Source organism: Nocardia sp. NPDC101769 (genome assembly GCF_044766925.1).
Classification (GTDB): Bacteria; Actinomycetota; Actinomycetes; order Mycobacteriales; family Mycobacteriaceae; genus Nocardia.
Map to the genome: position 1 here is coordinate 21,529 of NZ_JBIWMX010000020.1, position 14,106 is coordinate 35,634.

Here is a 14,106-nt window from a genome sequence, read left to right on the forward strand (position 1 = left end):
GCTGGTGCTCGGCACCGGCGTACCGCGAAGCGGCTGTGACATTGTTCCCTCGCTCCGCTCGCTCACGGAGCTGACCATCGCGAGAATTCAACTCAGGCCAGCTCGAGTTCGTGGGCCACGGCGACCGGGTCGACCGCGATCGGCGTCACCTCGGGCATGCCCTTGAGCGCGTTGTCCGGATCCTTGAGGCCGTTGCCGGTCACCGTGCAGACCACGGTGAGGCCGGAATCCAGCCAGCCCTCGGCGCGCGCGGCCAGCAGACCGGCGACCGACGCGGCGGAGGCGGGCTCCACGAAGACGCCCTCCTTGGCCGCGACCAGGTGATACGCGGCCAGGATCTCCTCGTCGGTAGCCGCGCGGAACGCGCCGCCCGACTCCGTCTTGGCGTTCATGGCGCCGTTCCAGGACGCGGGCGCGCCGATCCGGATGGCGGTGGCCACGGTCTCCGGGTTCGCGACCGGAGCGCCGTTGACCAGCGGTGCGGCGCCGGCGGCCTGCACACCCAGCATGCGCGGGCGCGACGTGGTGACGCCGTCGGCGTAGTACTCGCTGTAGCCCTTCCAGTACGCGGTGATGTTGCCCGCGTTGCCGACCGGCAGCACGTGCACATCGGGCGCCTTGCCCAGCGCGTCCACGATTTCGAAGGCCGCGGTCTTCTGGCCCTCGATGCGGGCCGGGTTGACCGAGTTCACCAGGCCGACCTCGGGGAAGTCCGCAGTGACCTTGCGCGCCAGCTCGAGACAGTCGTCGAAGTTGCCGTCCACCTGAATGATCTTCGCGCCCAGCATGACCGCCTGGGCCAGCTTGCCCATGGCGATCTTGCCCGACGGGATCAGCACCGCGCAGTGCAGACCGGCGCGGGTGGCGTACGCCGCGGCCGAGGCCGAGGTGTTGCCGGTGGAGGCGCACAGCACGGCGGTCTTGCCGTTGTACTTGGCATCGGTCATGGCCATGGTCATGCCGCGGTCCTTGAAGGAACCGGTCGGGTTCGCGCCCTCGACCTTGAGGTACACCTCACAGCCGGTCAGCTCGGAGAGGTGATGCGCGGGCACCAGCGGGGTGCCGCCCTCGAAGAGAGTGACGGCTTCCCAGTCAGCGGGAATCGCGAGCCGATCGCGGTACGCGTCGATCAGACCCGGCCACGGCGTATGCACGGCTGTCGCGCGTGCGGTTGCACTCATTCCTCGGTGCCTTCCAATCTCAGAACACTGGTCACGGACGTGACGGAGTCCAGTTCGGCCAATGCGGCAACGGTATCCGCAAGCGCGGATTCCTGCGCATGGTGGGTCACCACGACCAGGCGCGCGCCGACGTCGTGACCTTCCTGACGGACCGTCGAGATGCTCACACTGTGCTTGGCGAATTCCCCTGCGACCGCTTCGAGCACACCGGTGCGGTCGGCCACCTGCAGGTTCACGTGGTAGCGGGTCGGGGTGTCGCCGATCGAAGCGATCGGCAGCTCAGCATAGACCGATTCGCCCGGGGCGCGGCCACCGTAGAACTTGTTGCGCGCCGCCATCACCAGATCGCCCATGACGGCCGAGGCGGTCGGCGCGCCGCCGGCGCCCTGACCGTAGAACATCAGGCGACCGGCGTTCTCGGCCTCCACGACCACGGCGTTGAACGCGCCGTTGACCGCGGCCAGCGGATGCTTGCGCGGGATGAGGGCCGGGTAGACGCGCACGGAGATCTTCTCCTTGCCGCCGTCGCCGGTGACGCGCTCGGCCATGGCCAGCAGCTTCACGGTGCAGCCCACGGCCGCCGCGGTCTCCAGGTCCTCGGAGGTGATCTTGGAGATGCCCTCGCGGTACACGTCACCGGAGGTGACCCGGGTGTGGAAGGCGACGGAGGCGAGGATGGCGGCCTTGGCGGCGGCGTCGTAGCCCTCGACATCGGCGGTCGGGTCGGCCTCGGCGTAGCCCAGGCGGGTGGCCTCGGCCAGCACGTCGGAGTAGTCCGCGCCGGTCTCGGCCATGGCCGAGAGGATGAAGTTGGTGGTGCCGTTGACGATGCCGACCACGCGGTTGACCCGGTCACCGGACAGCGACTGGATGAGCGGGCGGATCACCGGGATGGCCCCGGCGACGGCGGCCTCGAAATACAGGTCGGCACGGTTGGACTCGGCCGCGGCGGCCAGCTCACCGGTGTAATCGGCGAGCAGCGCCTTGTTCGCGGTGATCACCGACTTGCCCTTGGTGAGCGCGGACTTGATCAGGTCGCGGGCCGGTTCGATGCCGCCCATGACCTCGACCACGATGTCCACGTCGTCGCGGGTGACCAGGGCCTCGGCATCGGTGGTGATCAGCTCGGCGGGCAGGCCGCGGTCCTTGCTCAGGTCGCGCACCGCGACACCGCGCAGCACGACGGGGGCGCCGACGCGGTTGCGCAGGTCGTCGGCGTGGTCACGAATGATGCGGACCACCTCGGTGCCGACCGTGCCCATGCCGAGGACGGCCACGCCAATAGGATGGTTCTGTCCCCACACGCCGTTCCTGCCGGAACCCAATTCACGGCTCGCCGTGGACCCGGTCATGCCTTCACCTCCAAGCTGAGTAGGTCCTCCACCGTTTCGCGGCGAAGGATCAAGCGCGCCTTGCCATCTCGCACCGCGACCACCGCGGGTCGGGTGAGCATGTTGTAGCGGCTCGACATCGAGTAGCAGTACGCGCCGGTGGCGGCCACCCCCACCAGGTCGCCCGGGCCCACGTCGGCCGGGAGCCAGGTGTCACGGATGACGATATCCCCACTCTCGCAATGTTTTCCGACCACTCGCGCGACCACCGGACCGGCCTCGCTGGAGCGCGAGACCAGGCGGCAGTCGTACTCGGCCTGGTACAGGGCGGGACGGATGTTGTCGCTCATGCCGCCGTCGACGCTCACATAGCGTCGGCGATTACCACCGTCGAGCACAACATCTTTGATGGTGCCGACCTCGTAGATGGTGACGGTGCCGGGACCGGCGATGGCGCGGCCCGGCTCGACCGCGATGATCGGCGCCGGCAGCCCGGCCCGCTCGGCCTCCTCGGCCACGATGCGGCGCAGGTTGGCGGCGAAGCCGTCCAGGGTCGGCGGATCCTCGTGCGGCAGGTACGAAATGCCCAGGCCGCCACCGAGATCCAGCACGCGCATCTGTTCGGCGCGTTCCATGCCGAACTTGTCGGCGACCTCGCGCAGCAGGCCCAACATCCGGCGGGTGGAGATCTCGAAGCCGTCGATCTCGAAGATCTGCGAGCCGATGTGCGAGTGCAGGCCGACCAGGCGCAGATTGTCGGACTCGAAGACCCGGGCGATGGCCTGTATGGCGTCGCCGCCGGCGATGGAGAAGCCGAACTTCTGGTCCTCGTGCGCGGTCGAGATGTACTCGTGGGTGTGGGCCTCCACGCCGACGGTGACGCGGATCAGCACGTCCACCACCTTGCCGGCGCGCTTGGCCACGGCCTCCAGGCGCTCGATCTCGATCAGCGAGTCGACTACCACGTCGCCGACGCCCGCCCCGACCGCCATCTCCAGCTCGGGCACCGATTTGTTGTTGCCGTGCAGGGCGATCCGCTCGGCCGGGAAGCCGGCGTGCAGCGCCACCGACAACTCGCCGCCGGAGCACACGTCCAGGTGCAGGCCCTCGTCACGGATCCAGCGGGCGACCTCGCCGCACAGGAAGGCCTTGGAGGCGTAGTGGACTCGCGCGCCGTCACCGAAGGCGCGGACCATGTCCCGGCAGCGGGAGCGGAAGTCGTCCTCGTCGATCACGAACAGCGGGGTGCCGTACTCGGCGGCCAGCTCGTGCACCGGCACGCCCGCCAGCCGCACCACGCCGTCGGCGTCGCGAGAGGCATTGCGCGGCCACACATTCGCGGGCAGTTCGATCATCTGCGCCGGTGCGCTGGGACGCTCGGCGAGCGTGGGCGCGTGCGGGATGTCCGCGTGGCGGGGTCCTGCGGGGTGGGCACTCATCTACATACGCTCCGGTGCGCTGACGCCGAGCAGGCCGAGGCCGTTGGCGAGAACCTGACGGGTGGTTTTGACCAGCTCGAGGCGAGCGGCATTGAGCGGGGTGACCACGTCGTCGCCCTGCGGGATGACGCGCAGCGTCTTGTCGGACTGGAAGGGGTGGTAGGCGCCGGCGAGTTCCTCGAGGTAGCGCACGACCCGGTGCGGCTCCCGCATCTCGGCGGCGGTGGCCACCACGCGCGGGTACTCGCCCAGCGTGCGGATGAGCGCGCCCTCGCGGTCATCGGTCAGCAGCGCGAAATCCGGTGTGACCGAGGCGTAGTCGAACGCGGCCGCGTTGCCCAGGATCTGGTTGGTGCGCGCGTGCGCGTACTGCACGTAGTAGACCGGGTTCTCACTGTCCTGCCGGGTCCACAGGTCCAGGTCGATGTCGATGCTGGAGTTCACCGAGGAGCGCACCAGCGAGTACCGTGCCGCGTCAACGCCGATCTGCTCGACCAGGTCGTCGAGGGTGACGACGGTGCCCGCGCGCTTCGACATGCGAACGGCGGCACCATCTTTCACCAGGTTCACCATCTGGCCGATGAGCACCTCGACGGTGTCCGGGTTGTCGCCGAACGCGGCCGCGGCAGCCTTGAGACGGCCGATGTACCCGTGGTGGTCCGCACCGAGCATGTAGATGCACAGATCGAAACCACGCGAGCGCTTGTTCTGGAAGTAGGCGATGTCACCGCCGATGTAGGCGGACTTGCCGTCGCTCTTGATGACGACGCGGTCCTTGTCATCGCCGTATTCGGTGGAGGCGATCCACCAGGCGCCGTCCTTCTCGTACAGCTTGCCGGACGCCTTCAGCGTCTCGATGGCCTGCTCGACCGCGCCGGAGGCGAACAGCGAACTCTCGTTGAAGTACACGTCGAAGTCGGTGCCGAAGTCGTGCAGCGTCTTCTTGATGTGCGCGAACATGAGCTCGACGCCCTCGCGGCGGAACAGCTCGTGCCGCTCGGCCTCCGGGAGTTCCAGCACACCCGGGTTGGCCTTCACGACGGTGTCGGCGATCTCGCTGATGTACGCGCCCGCGTAACCGTCCTCGGGGGTCGGCTGTCCCAGCGCGGCGGCCACCAGCGAGTTCGCGAAGCGGTCGATCTGCGCGCCGTGGTCGTTGAAGTAGTACTCGCGGGTCACGTCCGCGCCCTGGGCCGCCAGGATCCGGCCGAGCGCGTCGCCGACCGAAGCCCAGCGGGTTCCACCCAGGTGGATCGGGCCCGTCGGGTTGGCGGAGACGAATTCGAGGTTGATCTTCGTGCCCCCGAGAGCGTCCGCGGTGCCGAACTTCTCACCGGCCTCGAGGATCTTCTCGACGATCGCGCCCTGCGCGGCCTTGGCCAGCCGAATGTTCAGGAAGCCCGGTCCCGCGACCTCGGCAGCCTCGACGCCCTCGGCGGCCGACAGCGCCTCGGCCAGCAGCGTTGCGAAATCGCGGGGGTTCATTCCCGCCTTCTTGCCTACCTGCATAGCCACATTCGTGGCATAGTCACCGTGCTCGGGGTTGCGGGGACGCTCCACCTTGACCTCGTCGGGCAGGATCGCAGGGTCTGATCCGCGTTCGACAAGTACCTTCGCCGCGGTAGCACGAAGGAGATCTGCAAGGTCAGCTGGAGTCACGAGTCACTATCCTATGGTCTGAGCAGGTGAACGCCGCGAGCGGGCACCACCGGGCAGGTGCCCAGCAAACGATGCGGCCGCGTCGTTTGATTGTCCGACACGTCGAAAAGAGCACAACAAGCATGCCGAGCAAGACCAGTGCCAAGTCGGCCAAGGCCATCAAGGCCGCGGGCAAGTCGGCCGTATCGTCCAGGAAGGGCGGTCGCGGCGGCAGCCTGGGCGGTAAGCGTCAGATTCCGTGGCTCATGATCGGGGCCGTGGTCTGCATCCTCGCCCTTATCGGCGGCATCGCCTGGGTGCTGGTGCCCAAGATCCAGGACAGGCAGGAGCAGGACAAGTACACGCCGTCCGCCCAGAAGAAGGATCCCTCGGATCAGATTCCGGGCGTGGTGAAGAAGGACTACGCGGCGGGCATGCACGTCGCGGCCACCCAGCGCGTGAACTACGACCAGTCCCCGCCGTTCGGCGGTCCGCACGACGGCTCGTGGGCGGCCTGCACCGGCGTGGTGTACGCCAAGGCGATCCGCACCGAGAACGCGGTGCACTCGCTCGAGCACGGCGCGATCTGGATCACCTACAACCCGGACAAGGTCGATCAGGCCGCCATCGACACCCTGAAGTCGAAGGTGAAGGGCAAGCCCTACAGCCTGATGTCGCCCTACCCCGGCCTGGACACGCCGATCTCCCTGCAGTCGTGGGGTCACCAGCTGAAGCTGAACAGCGCCGACGACAAGCGCGTCGGCGAGTTCATCACCGCGCTGCGCCTGAACCAGTACGCCTACCCGGAGGTCGGCGCGGACTGCGCGAACCCGACCTTCAACACCGACAACCCGCCGGCGTTCGACCCGACCCAGCCCGGCCCCGACGCGGTGCCGATGGACGGTAAGGGCCTACAGCAGGATGCGAGCGAGCTGGGTGGCAGCGGTGTTCCGGGTATGCCCGCCGGCGGTATCCCGGGTCTCCCGAACGGCGTGCCGGGTCTGCCCACCGGTAGCCCGAGCCTGCCCGGCGGTATCCCGTCCATCCCGGCCCCGACCGACGGCCCGACCCAGCCGGATCAGCCGGCTCCGACCCAGTAGTGCCGCCGTTCATGTCCGACATTCCAGACCGCAGCTCCGAGCCCGATCCCGCCGCCGAACCAGTCCCGCAAACACGCCGCAACCAGCGGCCCGCCCTGCTGGCCATCGGGGTGGTCGCGGTGCTGCTCATCGGTTTCATGGCCGGACTGCTGGTGGGCAATGCCATGCATCACGGTCCGGAGACGCCGGGCGTGGTGGATGTCGGCTTCTCCCAGGACATGTCGGTGCATCACACGCAGGCGGTGCAGATGTCGGGCGTCGCGCTGTCGGGGACCACGGACCCGGCGGTGAAGCGGCTCGCCTACGACATCCTCACCACGCAGGCCAATCAGGCCGGCCGCATGCAGGGCTGGCTGCAGCAGTGGGACAAGCCGCTCATCTCCCCCGACGGCTACATGGGCTGGATGACCGATATGTCCACCCATGAGCACTCCGGCACCGCCATGCACTCCGGCGCAGTGCAGACCATGCCCGGCATGGCATCGGATCAGGAGATGGCCGCCCTCGGCCAGGCCACCGGTCCCGCCCTGGATGCGCTGTTCCTGCAGCTCATGCTGCGCCACCACCAGGGCGGCATGCCGATGATCGAGTACGCCGCCCAGCGCGCGGACACCGACGCGGTGCGCTCGCTGGCCGAGAGCATGGCCAAGACCCAGAAGAGCGAGGCCGATCTGATGACCCAGATGCTGGCCGAGCGCAAGGTCGCACCACTGCCGATGAACTGACCGAGCACCTCCGACGAACCCGGACCGGGCACAGAAACGCCCGGTTCGTGTTCGTTTTTGGCGCAGCGCGAGCGATGCGATACGCTGTCCCAGCCCGACCGGGAGACCGGACGGGACCATCCCCGCCCTCGTAGCTCAGGGGATAGAGCGTCTGCCTCCGGAGCAGAAGGCCGCAGGTTCGAATCCTGCCGAGGGCACCACAGTAAGGCCCCGACCGTGGATCACGGTCGGGGCCTTACTCGTTCACGGGGCGGCGAGCCATTTCGGCACCGGATGACTGACTTATCGTGCCATCGTGACCGATTGGGATTCCGATTCGAGGACTCGGGGACGAAGGTAGTAGCTGCGCATCGCGGTGTCCGGTTGCGCAGGAGGCAGCCGGACACCGCGATCGCGTTTTCCGGGCCACGATCGGTGTTTTCAGGCCACCGTCAGGACCGCGTTGCCGCGGATGCGGCGGTGGACGAGATCGGTGAGGGCGCCGACGGTTTCGGACCGGTCGGCGGTGCGGCCCAGTTCGGGGTGGATGAGGCCCGCGGCGGTCAGGCCAACCGGTTCGGCGAGGATTTCGGCATCGGTGGTGCCCCGGATACCCAGTGCGGGAAGTGGTGCAGGGTGAACGGGGTCGCGCCGAAGAGGGCGAAGAAATCGAGGGCCACCGCTTCGCGCCCGGCCTGACCGAACCAGACGACGGTGCCGCCGGGAACCGGGCCGGCCAGGGCCGCGGCGAAGGTGCCGTCGCTGACCGATTCCAGGACGATGTCGAATTCTCCTGCACTGGAAGCGATCTCATGGTGGAGCGCCGGATGTATCCGACCGTGCCGGTGACGGTCGAGTACGATCCCACGCCGCTGGGCCGCAGCCTGGCCGGTGCGATGGCCGCGCCGCGGGCCTGGGCGTACGGGCACATCGGCGAAATCGACGCGGCGCGTACGGAATACGACCGCCGCGACGCACCAGGCAGCTAGGCCGCGTATTCCAGGGCCATGGCCGCGATCACCGGGACCATGTAGAGCATGGGGAACGGGACGTGGCCGTAGGACTTGGCGCGGACGATGGTGACGATGGCGCCGGTGAAGTACAGCACGATGCCGATGGCGTCTTCGCCCGTGACGGCGACATCTCCGCACTGATCCCGGTGCTGAACGAAAACGACCCCAGCGCACTGTCTTTCACACAGCCGCTGCTGGTGTTGCAGGGCCGCGCCGACACCACGGTGCCGGCGCTCGCCACCGACGCCATGGTGGTGCAGCAGCGCGCGGGCGGCCAGCCGGTGCAGTACCACAGCTATCCGGGCGCGGATCACCGCGGCGTACTCGACGCGTCGTTCAATGACGCACTGGCCTGGGTGGATACCCGGTTCGGCCGGTAGGCGTCAGGCCGCGGGCGTCCAGCGCGGATCGCGGCCGAACCAGGCGGCCAGCCGGTCGTAGGCGGGCGCGTCGGCGGCGATCGGCATCTCGTGCCCGAAAGCCTTTCCGGGACCACGGAATTCGGGCTTCAAAAGCTGCTTGGACCAGGCCAGGCCGTGCTCGGCGAGCTCCGGATCCAGGGTGCGGCCCTGACCGGTAGCGCGGGTGAGATCCCAGGCGTGCATGGCGAATTCGGTGATCTGCTGATCGGCGCGACCGCGCAGCGGGGACTCCCCGCCCATGCCTGGCACCAGCCGCTCCGGATCTGCGGCGCGCCACGTCTCGAGCAACGGCTGCGCGCCGGTGCGGAACTCGGCGGCCCAGTCCGCGCCTACCGGGTCGTGCGGTGCGCTCCAGTCCGGCATCTCGCCGCGCGCGGCGATGGTGAAGTCGCGCAGGATCTGGCCCACGATGTGGTCCAGCAGCCCGCGCACGTCCCAGTTCTCGCACGGCGTCGGCAGGGCTGCCTGGTCCAGGGTGACGGCGGCGACGACATCGCCCAGCTGGGCGACGGCCCGCTCCAGGAGATCGATCGTCGGGTCCACCGGTGACTTGTCGGCCATGCGGCCAGACTAGCCCTGCGGCAAGACGTTCCGTGCCCCATCGGGCACGGCGATCACCCGTGGCGGGAGATCGGGTTCCGACACGGATGCGGCCTGCGGGGATCGGATCCGCCACAGCAGGTACAGCCCGGCCGCACAGCCCAGGGTGATCACCAGGGCCACCGCGCCCGGAACCGTGGAGACCACCCCGTGCGGATCCCGGTACCAGCGCGGCGAGTAGGCCACCCGGCCGAAACTGCTGCCCCGCAGCGCCACCACCAGGCACGGCACCACCAGCACGGCGAGCGCCACCACGGCGCTGCCCGCGGTCTTCGGGACCGCCGCGCCGAAGCAGAAACCGATCGCCAGCGCCGTGAGGATCACACCGAGCACCGGGACAACCGCATACTCGTGCGCGATGCCCGCGGTGCCTGCCGCGAATACCGCCAGCCCGGCGGTCGCGGCCAGCGCGATCCAGGGCGCGCGCCACCGGCGTCCCGCCGCCAGCCCGGCCACCACGGCCAGGACCGGGAACGGCACGGTCCAATCCGGCCGGGGCACCGCGATGATCGCGCTGCCGGCATTGGCCACCGCGACCGCCAGCAGCACCAGGGTGCCCTCGCGCCCCGGCAGCAGCAGCGCCGCGACCAGCGCCGCGCCGATGGTGATGGCCGCGGCCACCCCCATCTGCGCGATGGTGCCGGCGTGCCGCACGAACCACTCCGTCGACAGTGTGGTCGCGGTGACCAGGATCAGCGCGGACAGGATCGGTCCGATCGCCAGATCGGTGTTCTCGTGTTCGCCCGCGGGTTCCGGCTGCTGGACGGCGATCCCCGCGACCAGCAGCACCCCGGCCAGCACGAGCAGCCACACCGGTGGCGTTCCGGTCGACGCCCATTGGATGAGGGGATTGCCCCGGCCGCCGGCGGGGGGCAGCGAGGTCTGGTCGCCGATCAGGATCGCGGACAGGGCGCCGATCAGGTACGCACCGGTCGCGATGGGTTTGCCGAATACGGCGACCGCGAGCGCACCGAGCAGGATGCCGCTGAAGATGGAGTCGATGTAGTTGGCGGTGGTCAGGTTTCCGGCGGTCGCCGCGTCCCGGTTCCACAGCTGGTCGATCACCAGCACCACCGCGCTGCCGCACGAGGCGATCCAGGCCGTCTTGCGCCCGAGAGCGACCACCAGTGCCGCCGAGACCACCGCGAACGCCGCGCCGGCGGCGGCCGCGCGCGGCACGTTCAGCACCAGCAGATCCAGCTGCAGCACCGGGCCTTCGGAAATCCAGCCCAGATCGAGTGGGGCCATGAGCAGCAGACCGGCCACCGCCGCTCCCAGCAGGGCGGCCATCGCCTCGATCGGAACCGCGTAGCGTCGCAGCGTCGGGGGCGCGGTCCTGCCCGGCGGGTGTGCCGACGCGAACCTCGCGCCCATCTCGTCACCTACTTCCTCGGTGATGCGACGCCTTTCGCGTTACAGCAATAACGAGCAGCTATCTCTCGCGACATTAACAGCTGCGGTATGTGGGAATTCTGAGAAGTGGAGTCGGTCACAGTCCGCGGGCGGGCCGGGAGCGGGCCCGAGACACCGTCAGGCGCAGCGGAAACGGAAGGTTGCCAGCGGGGTGACGCCCGTCGCCGAGGTGACCTGAACGGCCGAATCACTGTCCAGCGCACAGCCGATCGGGGCGCTGACCTGAACCCGGTAGCAGCCGGCTGCTCCGTTGTAGACGGCCGTGCCGTCTGCGCCGGTGGTGAGAGTCGCCACATTCGCGCCGCCGCCGCAGGGCGCGATGTCGGCGGCCACGCCCGCCATGGGGAACTGCTCGGGGCCGTACACCGCCTGCACCTTCAGTGCGGGATCGGCGGGCGGTTCCGCGGCGGCGAGCGGTGCCAGGGCGCACGCGGCGGCGAGAGCGGATGTGACGAGCAGCGTGCGGCGCACCGGGTCTCCTTCGGGACGGGCTGAGGCAGTTCGCCTCTGCGGCCGACGATTCGGCCTCCGCGCCACTATAGGGACTCCCCGGTCCGATCGGTCGCATTCCGCCCGGCCGGACGGGCCGACGGCTCAGACCGCGGAGACCGCGCCGGCCCGGCTCACGGCGGCCGCGCCGGGTGTCCGGCCCGCGGCGGCGCACTGCTCGGAGGTGAAAGCGACTGCCGCGCCGAGGACTTCGAGCTCGACCCGGTCGCCGACCGCGGGCGCGTCCACGCTCACCCGGCGCACCTGGATGGGTTCGGGGCAGCCGTCGAGGTCGAGGGTGAGCAGGACATCCGCACCCCGGAATTCGAGGGCGCGTACGGTGGCGCAGCCGGTGTGGCCGTCGGTGGCCGCGCGGGCCAGCAGCTGTTCGGGCCGCATCATGATCGCGCCCGCACCGGTCGGCGCGTTCACCTGCACGGGGATCCGGCCGAGCACGGTCTGTGCGGTCTCCGTGCCGATGGTGGCGTCGAGAAGCACTGTGTCGCCGAGGAATCCGGCCGTGAACAGGTCCGCGGGGGCCGCGTACACCTGCTCCGGCGTGCCGACCTGGGTGAACCGTCCCGAGCACATGACCGCGACCTGGTCGGCGAAGGACAGCGCCTCCTCCTGATCGTGGGTGACCAGGATGCTGGTCATGCCCGCGGCGCGCAGGGTCTCGGCGACGGCCTGCCGGGTGGCGGCGCGGAGTCCGGTGTCCAGGGCGCTGAAGGGCTCGTCCAGCAGCATGAGGTCGGGTTTGCGGGCCAGGGCGCGGGCCAGGGCGACGCGCTGCTGCTGACCGCCGGAGAGCTGATGCGGCCGCCGGTCCGCGTAGGACGGGTCGAGCGAGACCATGTCGAGCAGTTCGGCGACGTGCTGCCGGTGCTTGCGCCGCGCGCCCAGTCCCCCGCCGAGCCCGTAGGCGATGTTCTGCCCCACGGTCAGGTGTGGGAACAGCGCCCCGTCCTGCGCCACATAGCCGATTCGTCGCCGGTGCGACGGCACCGAGAAGCCTTGGCGGGTAATGGTTTCCCCGCCGACGGACACGGTTCCGGCGTCCGGGTTCTCGAATCCGGCGATCACCCGCAGCAGCGTGGTCTTGCCGCATCCGGAGGATCCGACCACCGCCGTGGCGCTGCCGTCGGCGACGTCGAGGCTGATGCCGTCGAGCACCGGCGCCGGTCCGAAGGTCTTGCGAACCTGGTCTACGACAAGACGACTCACAGTCCCGCCGCCTTCCTGGATTGGGTGAACAGCAGATAGGTGACCGGCACCGACACGATGATCATGATCAGCGCGTACGGCGCGGCGGCCGCGTAGTCCAATTCGCCCGACAGCTGCCAGAACTGCATGGCGAGGGTGTTGGTGCCGTTGGGGGCCAGTAGCAGGGTGGCGGTCAGCTCGGTGGCCACGGCCACGAACACCATGGCCGCCGCCGCGGCCGCCGCGGGCGCGGTGAGCCGCAGGGTGACGCGGAAGAAGGTGGCGGCCGGGGACTTTCCCAGCGCCTGCGAGGCCTCCTCCAGCCCCACCGGTACCTGCGCCAGCCCGGCGCGCACGCTCACCAGCGCGCGCGGCAGGAACATGAGCGTGTAGGCGGCCAGGATGGTGGCCGCCGTCTGATAGAGCGCGGGCAGCCAGCGAATCGACACGGTCACCAGCGCCAGCGCGATCACGATGCCCGGCAGCGAACTGGTGATGTAGTTGGCCCCCTCGATGATTCGCGCGAACCGCGAGGTGGAGCGCACCGCGACCCAGGCCACCGGGAAGGCGCACAGGGTGGTGATCACCGCTGCGGTGGCGGCCAGACCGATGGTCTGACCGAGGGATTCGCCGATATCGGTGGTGTTCCACACCGCCGAGCCACCGATCTTCAGCCACCGTCCGATGGTCCACAGCGGCACGCCCAGCGTCGCCGCCAGCGCGGCGGCCAGCAGCGCGAACACGGGAATCTTGGTCAGTCCCAGGCGAATCCGGTTCGCGCCCCGCTGCGCGCCGCCGCCGATCCGGGCGTAGCGGGCCCGGCCGCGCACGGTGGCCTCACCGGCCAGCAGCACCAGGCACAGCACCACCAGGACGCCCGAGAGCGTGCTACCCGCCGCGCCCGCGAAGCTGGACTGGTACTGCTGGAAGATGGCGGTGGTGAAGGTGTCGAACCGGATCATGGCGAAGGCGCCGTACTCGGCCAGCAGGTGCAGCGAGATCAGCAGTCCGCCACCGAGAATCGCCAGCCGCAGCTGCGGCAGCACGATGCGTGCGAAGACGGCGACCGGCCCGGAGCCGAGGGCCCGGGCCGATTCCTCCACGGCGGGATCCAGCCGCCGCAGGGTGGCCGCCGCCGGGAGGTACACCAGCGGGAAGTACGAGACCGTCGAGACGAGCACGCCCGCCCAGAGCCCATGCAGCGAGGGGATGGCGCTGACCCAGCCGTAGCTGTTGACGAAGGCCGGAACCGCGAGAGGGGCCGCGAAGATAGGGCCCCACCAGGCCGCGCCCGGCACGTCGGTGCGTTCCACGATCCAGGCCAGGCCGATGCCCAGTGCCACGCAGATCGGCACGGTCAGCACCACCAGTTCAGCGGTGTTACGCAGCAATTCGGCCACGCGCGGGCGGAACACCAGCTGTGCGGTCTGGTGCCATCCGGTCGAGACCAGGGTGGACACGATGTACCCCAGCGGCACGAAGGTGGCCGCCACCATGAGCAGGGCGGCGATCGTGACGATCGCACCGGGCCGGATGGCCGTCGCCAGAGAGACCTTGCTGGGCAGGTCCTTCG

Annotated in this window: 14 protein-coding genes and 1 tRNA gene; 5 read left to right on the plus strand and 10 right to left on the minus strand. The window is 69.6% G+C overall.

What is annotated here, in order from left to right; translation table 11 throughout:
- Positions 1-92 precede the first annotated feature (92 nt).
- The 4 genes from thrC to argS are packed head-to-tail and all read right to left on the minus strand — an operon-like array spanning position 93 to position 5,610.
- On the minus strand, positions 93-1,181 hold the full coding sequence (thrC, locus tag ACIRRA_RS27600) for a threonine synthase (protein ID WP_402773757.1): 1,089 nt from the start codon (positions 1,179-1,181) through the stop codon (positions 93-95).
- Positions 1,178-2,533: a homoserine dehydrogenase gene (locus ACIRRA_RS27605; protein WP_402773760.1), complete on the minus strand. Its 1,356-nt coding sequence runs from the start codon at positions 2,531-2,533 to the stop codon at positions 1,178-1,180. Before ACIRRA_RS27605 ends, thrC begins: the two co-directional genes overlap by 4 nt.
- Positions 2,530-3,951 carry a diaminopimelate decarboxylase gene (gene lysA / locus ACIRRA_RS27610; protein ID WP_402773763.1) on the minus strand — a complete coding sequence of 474 codons (1,422 nt, stop codon included), beginning with the start codon at positions 3,949-3,951 and terminating at the stop codon, positions 2,530-2,532. The genes ACIRRA_RS27605 and lysA overlap by 4 nt, the downstream gene beginning before the upstream one ends.
- The gene (gene argS, locus ACIRRA_RS27615; protein ID WP_402773765.1) at positions 3,952-5,610 is read right to left on the minus strand and encodes an arginine--tRNA ligase; all 1,659 of its coding nucleotides are present in this window, start codon (positions 5,608-5,610) and stop codon (positions 3,952-3,954) included.
- A gap of 122 nt (positions 5,611-5,732) precedes the next feature.
- Here argS and ACIRRA_RS27620 point away from each other — a divergent pair, with 122 nt between their 5' ends.
- From ACIRRA_RS27620 to ACIRRA_RS27635, 4 genes are all read left to right on the plus strand, one after another.
- Positions 5,733-6,689 (plus strand): DUF3105 domain-containing protein, encoded by a 957-nt coding sequence (locus ACIRRA_RS27620; protein WP_402773768.1) that lies wholly within the window; start codon positions 5,733-5,735, stop codon positions 6,687-6,689.
- An 11-nt stretch (positions 6,690-6,700) separates the two neighbouring features.
- Positions 6,701-7,414, plus strand: a complete 714-nt coding sequence (locus tag ACIRRA_RS27625) for a DUF305 domain-containing protein (RefSeq protein ID WP_402773770.1) — start codon at positions 6,701-6,703, stop codon at positions 7,412-7,414.
- Positions 7,415-7,538: 124 nt separating this feature from the next.
- Positions 7,539-7,614, plus strand: a tRNA-Arg gene (locus ACIRRA_RS27630).
- Positions 7,615-8,010: 396 nt separating this feature from the next.
- Positions 8,011-8,382, plus strand: a complete 372-nt coding sequence (locus tag ACIRRA_RS27635) for a winged helix-turn-helix transcriptional regulator (RefSeq protein WP_402773773.1) — start codon at positions 8,011-8,013, stop codon at positions 8,380-8,382.
- Here ACIRRA_RS27635 and ACIRRA_RS27640 read toward each other — a convergent pair.
- Entirely contained in the window at positions 8,379-8,501 is a 123-nt protein-coding gene (locus tag ACIRRA_RS27640) for a hypothetical protein (protein WP_402773775.1), read from the minus strand. The two genes, ACIRRA_RS27635 and ACIRRA_RS27640, sit on opposite strands and share 4 nt — an antisense overlap.
- Before the next feature lie 51 nt (positions 8,502-8,552).
- Here ACIRRA_RS27640 and ACIRRA_RS27645 point away from each other — a divergent pair, with 51 nt between their 5' ends.
- Positions 8,553-8,786, plus strand: a complete 234-nt coding sequence (locus tag ACIRRA_RS27645; protein WP_402773778.1) for an alpha/beta hydrolase family protein — start codon at positions 8,553-8,555, stop codon at positions 8,784-8,786.
- A gap of 3 nt (positions 8,787-8,789) precedes the next feature.
- Here the strand turns inward: ACIRRA_RS27645 and ACIRRA_RS27650 are convergent, their stop codons facing one another.
- From ACIRRA_RS27650 to ACIRRA_RS27670, 5 genes are all read right to left on the minus strand, one after another.
- Positions 8,790-9,389 (minus strand): TIGR03086 family metal-binding protein, encoded by a 600-nt coding sequence (locus tag ACIRRA_RS27650; RefSeq protein WP_402773781.1) that lies wholly within the window; start codon positions 9,387-9,389, stop codon positions 8,790-8,792.
- Positions 9,390-9,398: 9 nt separating this feature from the next.
- Entirely contained in the window at positions 9,399-10,802 is a 1,404-nt protein-coding gene (locus tag ACIRRA_RS27655) for a hypothetical protein (RefSeq protein WP_402773784.1), read from the minus strand.
- A gap of 156 nt (positions 10,803-10,958) precedes the next feature.
- Positions 10,959-11,312 (minus strand): hypothetical protein, encoded by a 354-nt coding sequence (locus ACIRRA_RS27660; protein WP_402773787.1) that lies wholly within the window; start codon positions 11,310-11,312, stop codon positions 10,959-10,961.
- 123 nt (positions 11,313-11,435) lie between these two features.
- On the minus strand, positions 11,436-12,554 hold the full coding sequence (locus tag ACIRRA_RS27665; protein WP_402773790.1) for an ABC transporter ATP-binding protein: 1,119 nt from the start codon (positions 12,552-12,554) through the stop codon (positions 11,436-11,438).
- Positions 12,551-14,098, minus strand: coding sequence for an ABC transporter permease (locus ACIRRA_RS27670; protein WP_402774120.1), 1,548 nt, complete (start codon positions 14,096-14,098; stop codon positions 12,551-12,553). The genes ACIRRA_RS27665 and ACIRRA_RS27670 overlap by 4 nt, the downstream gene beginning before the upstream one ends.
- Positions 14,099-14,106 lie beyond the last annotated feature (8 nt).

Excerpts from the sequence above, each read along its gene's own strand:
- thrC (WP_402773757.1), bottom strand. The coding sequence starts at position 1,181 with ATGAGTGCAACCGCACGCGCGACAGCCGTGCATACGCCGTGGCCGGGT.
- ACIRRA_RS27655 (WP_402773784.1), bottom strand. The coding sequence starts at position 10,802 with ATGGGCGCGAGGTTCGCGTCGGCACACCCGCCGGGCAGGACCGCGCCC.
- lysA (WP_402773763.1), bottom strand. The coding sequence starts at position 3,951 with ATGAGTGCCCACCCCGCAGGACCCCGCCACGCGGACATCCCGCACGCG.
- ACIRRA_RS27620 (WP_402773768.1), top strand. The coding sequence starts at position 5,733 with ATGCCGAGCAAGACCAGTGCCAAGTCGGCCAAGGCCATCAAGGCCGCG.
- ACIRRA_RS27650 (WP_402773781.1), bottom strand. The coding sequence starts at position 9,389 with ATGGCCGACAAGTCACCGGTGGACCCGACGATCGATCTCCTGGAGCGG.
- ACIRRA_RS27625 (WP_402773770.1), top strand. The coding sequence starts at position 6,701 with ATGTCCGACATTCCAGACCGCAGCTCCGAGCCCGATCCCGCCGCCGAA.
- ACIRRA_RS27605 (WP_402773760.1), bottom strand. The coding sequence starts at position 2,533 with ATGACCGGGTCCACGGCGAGCCGTGAATTGGGTTCCGGCAGGAACGGC.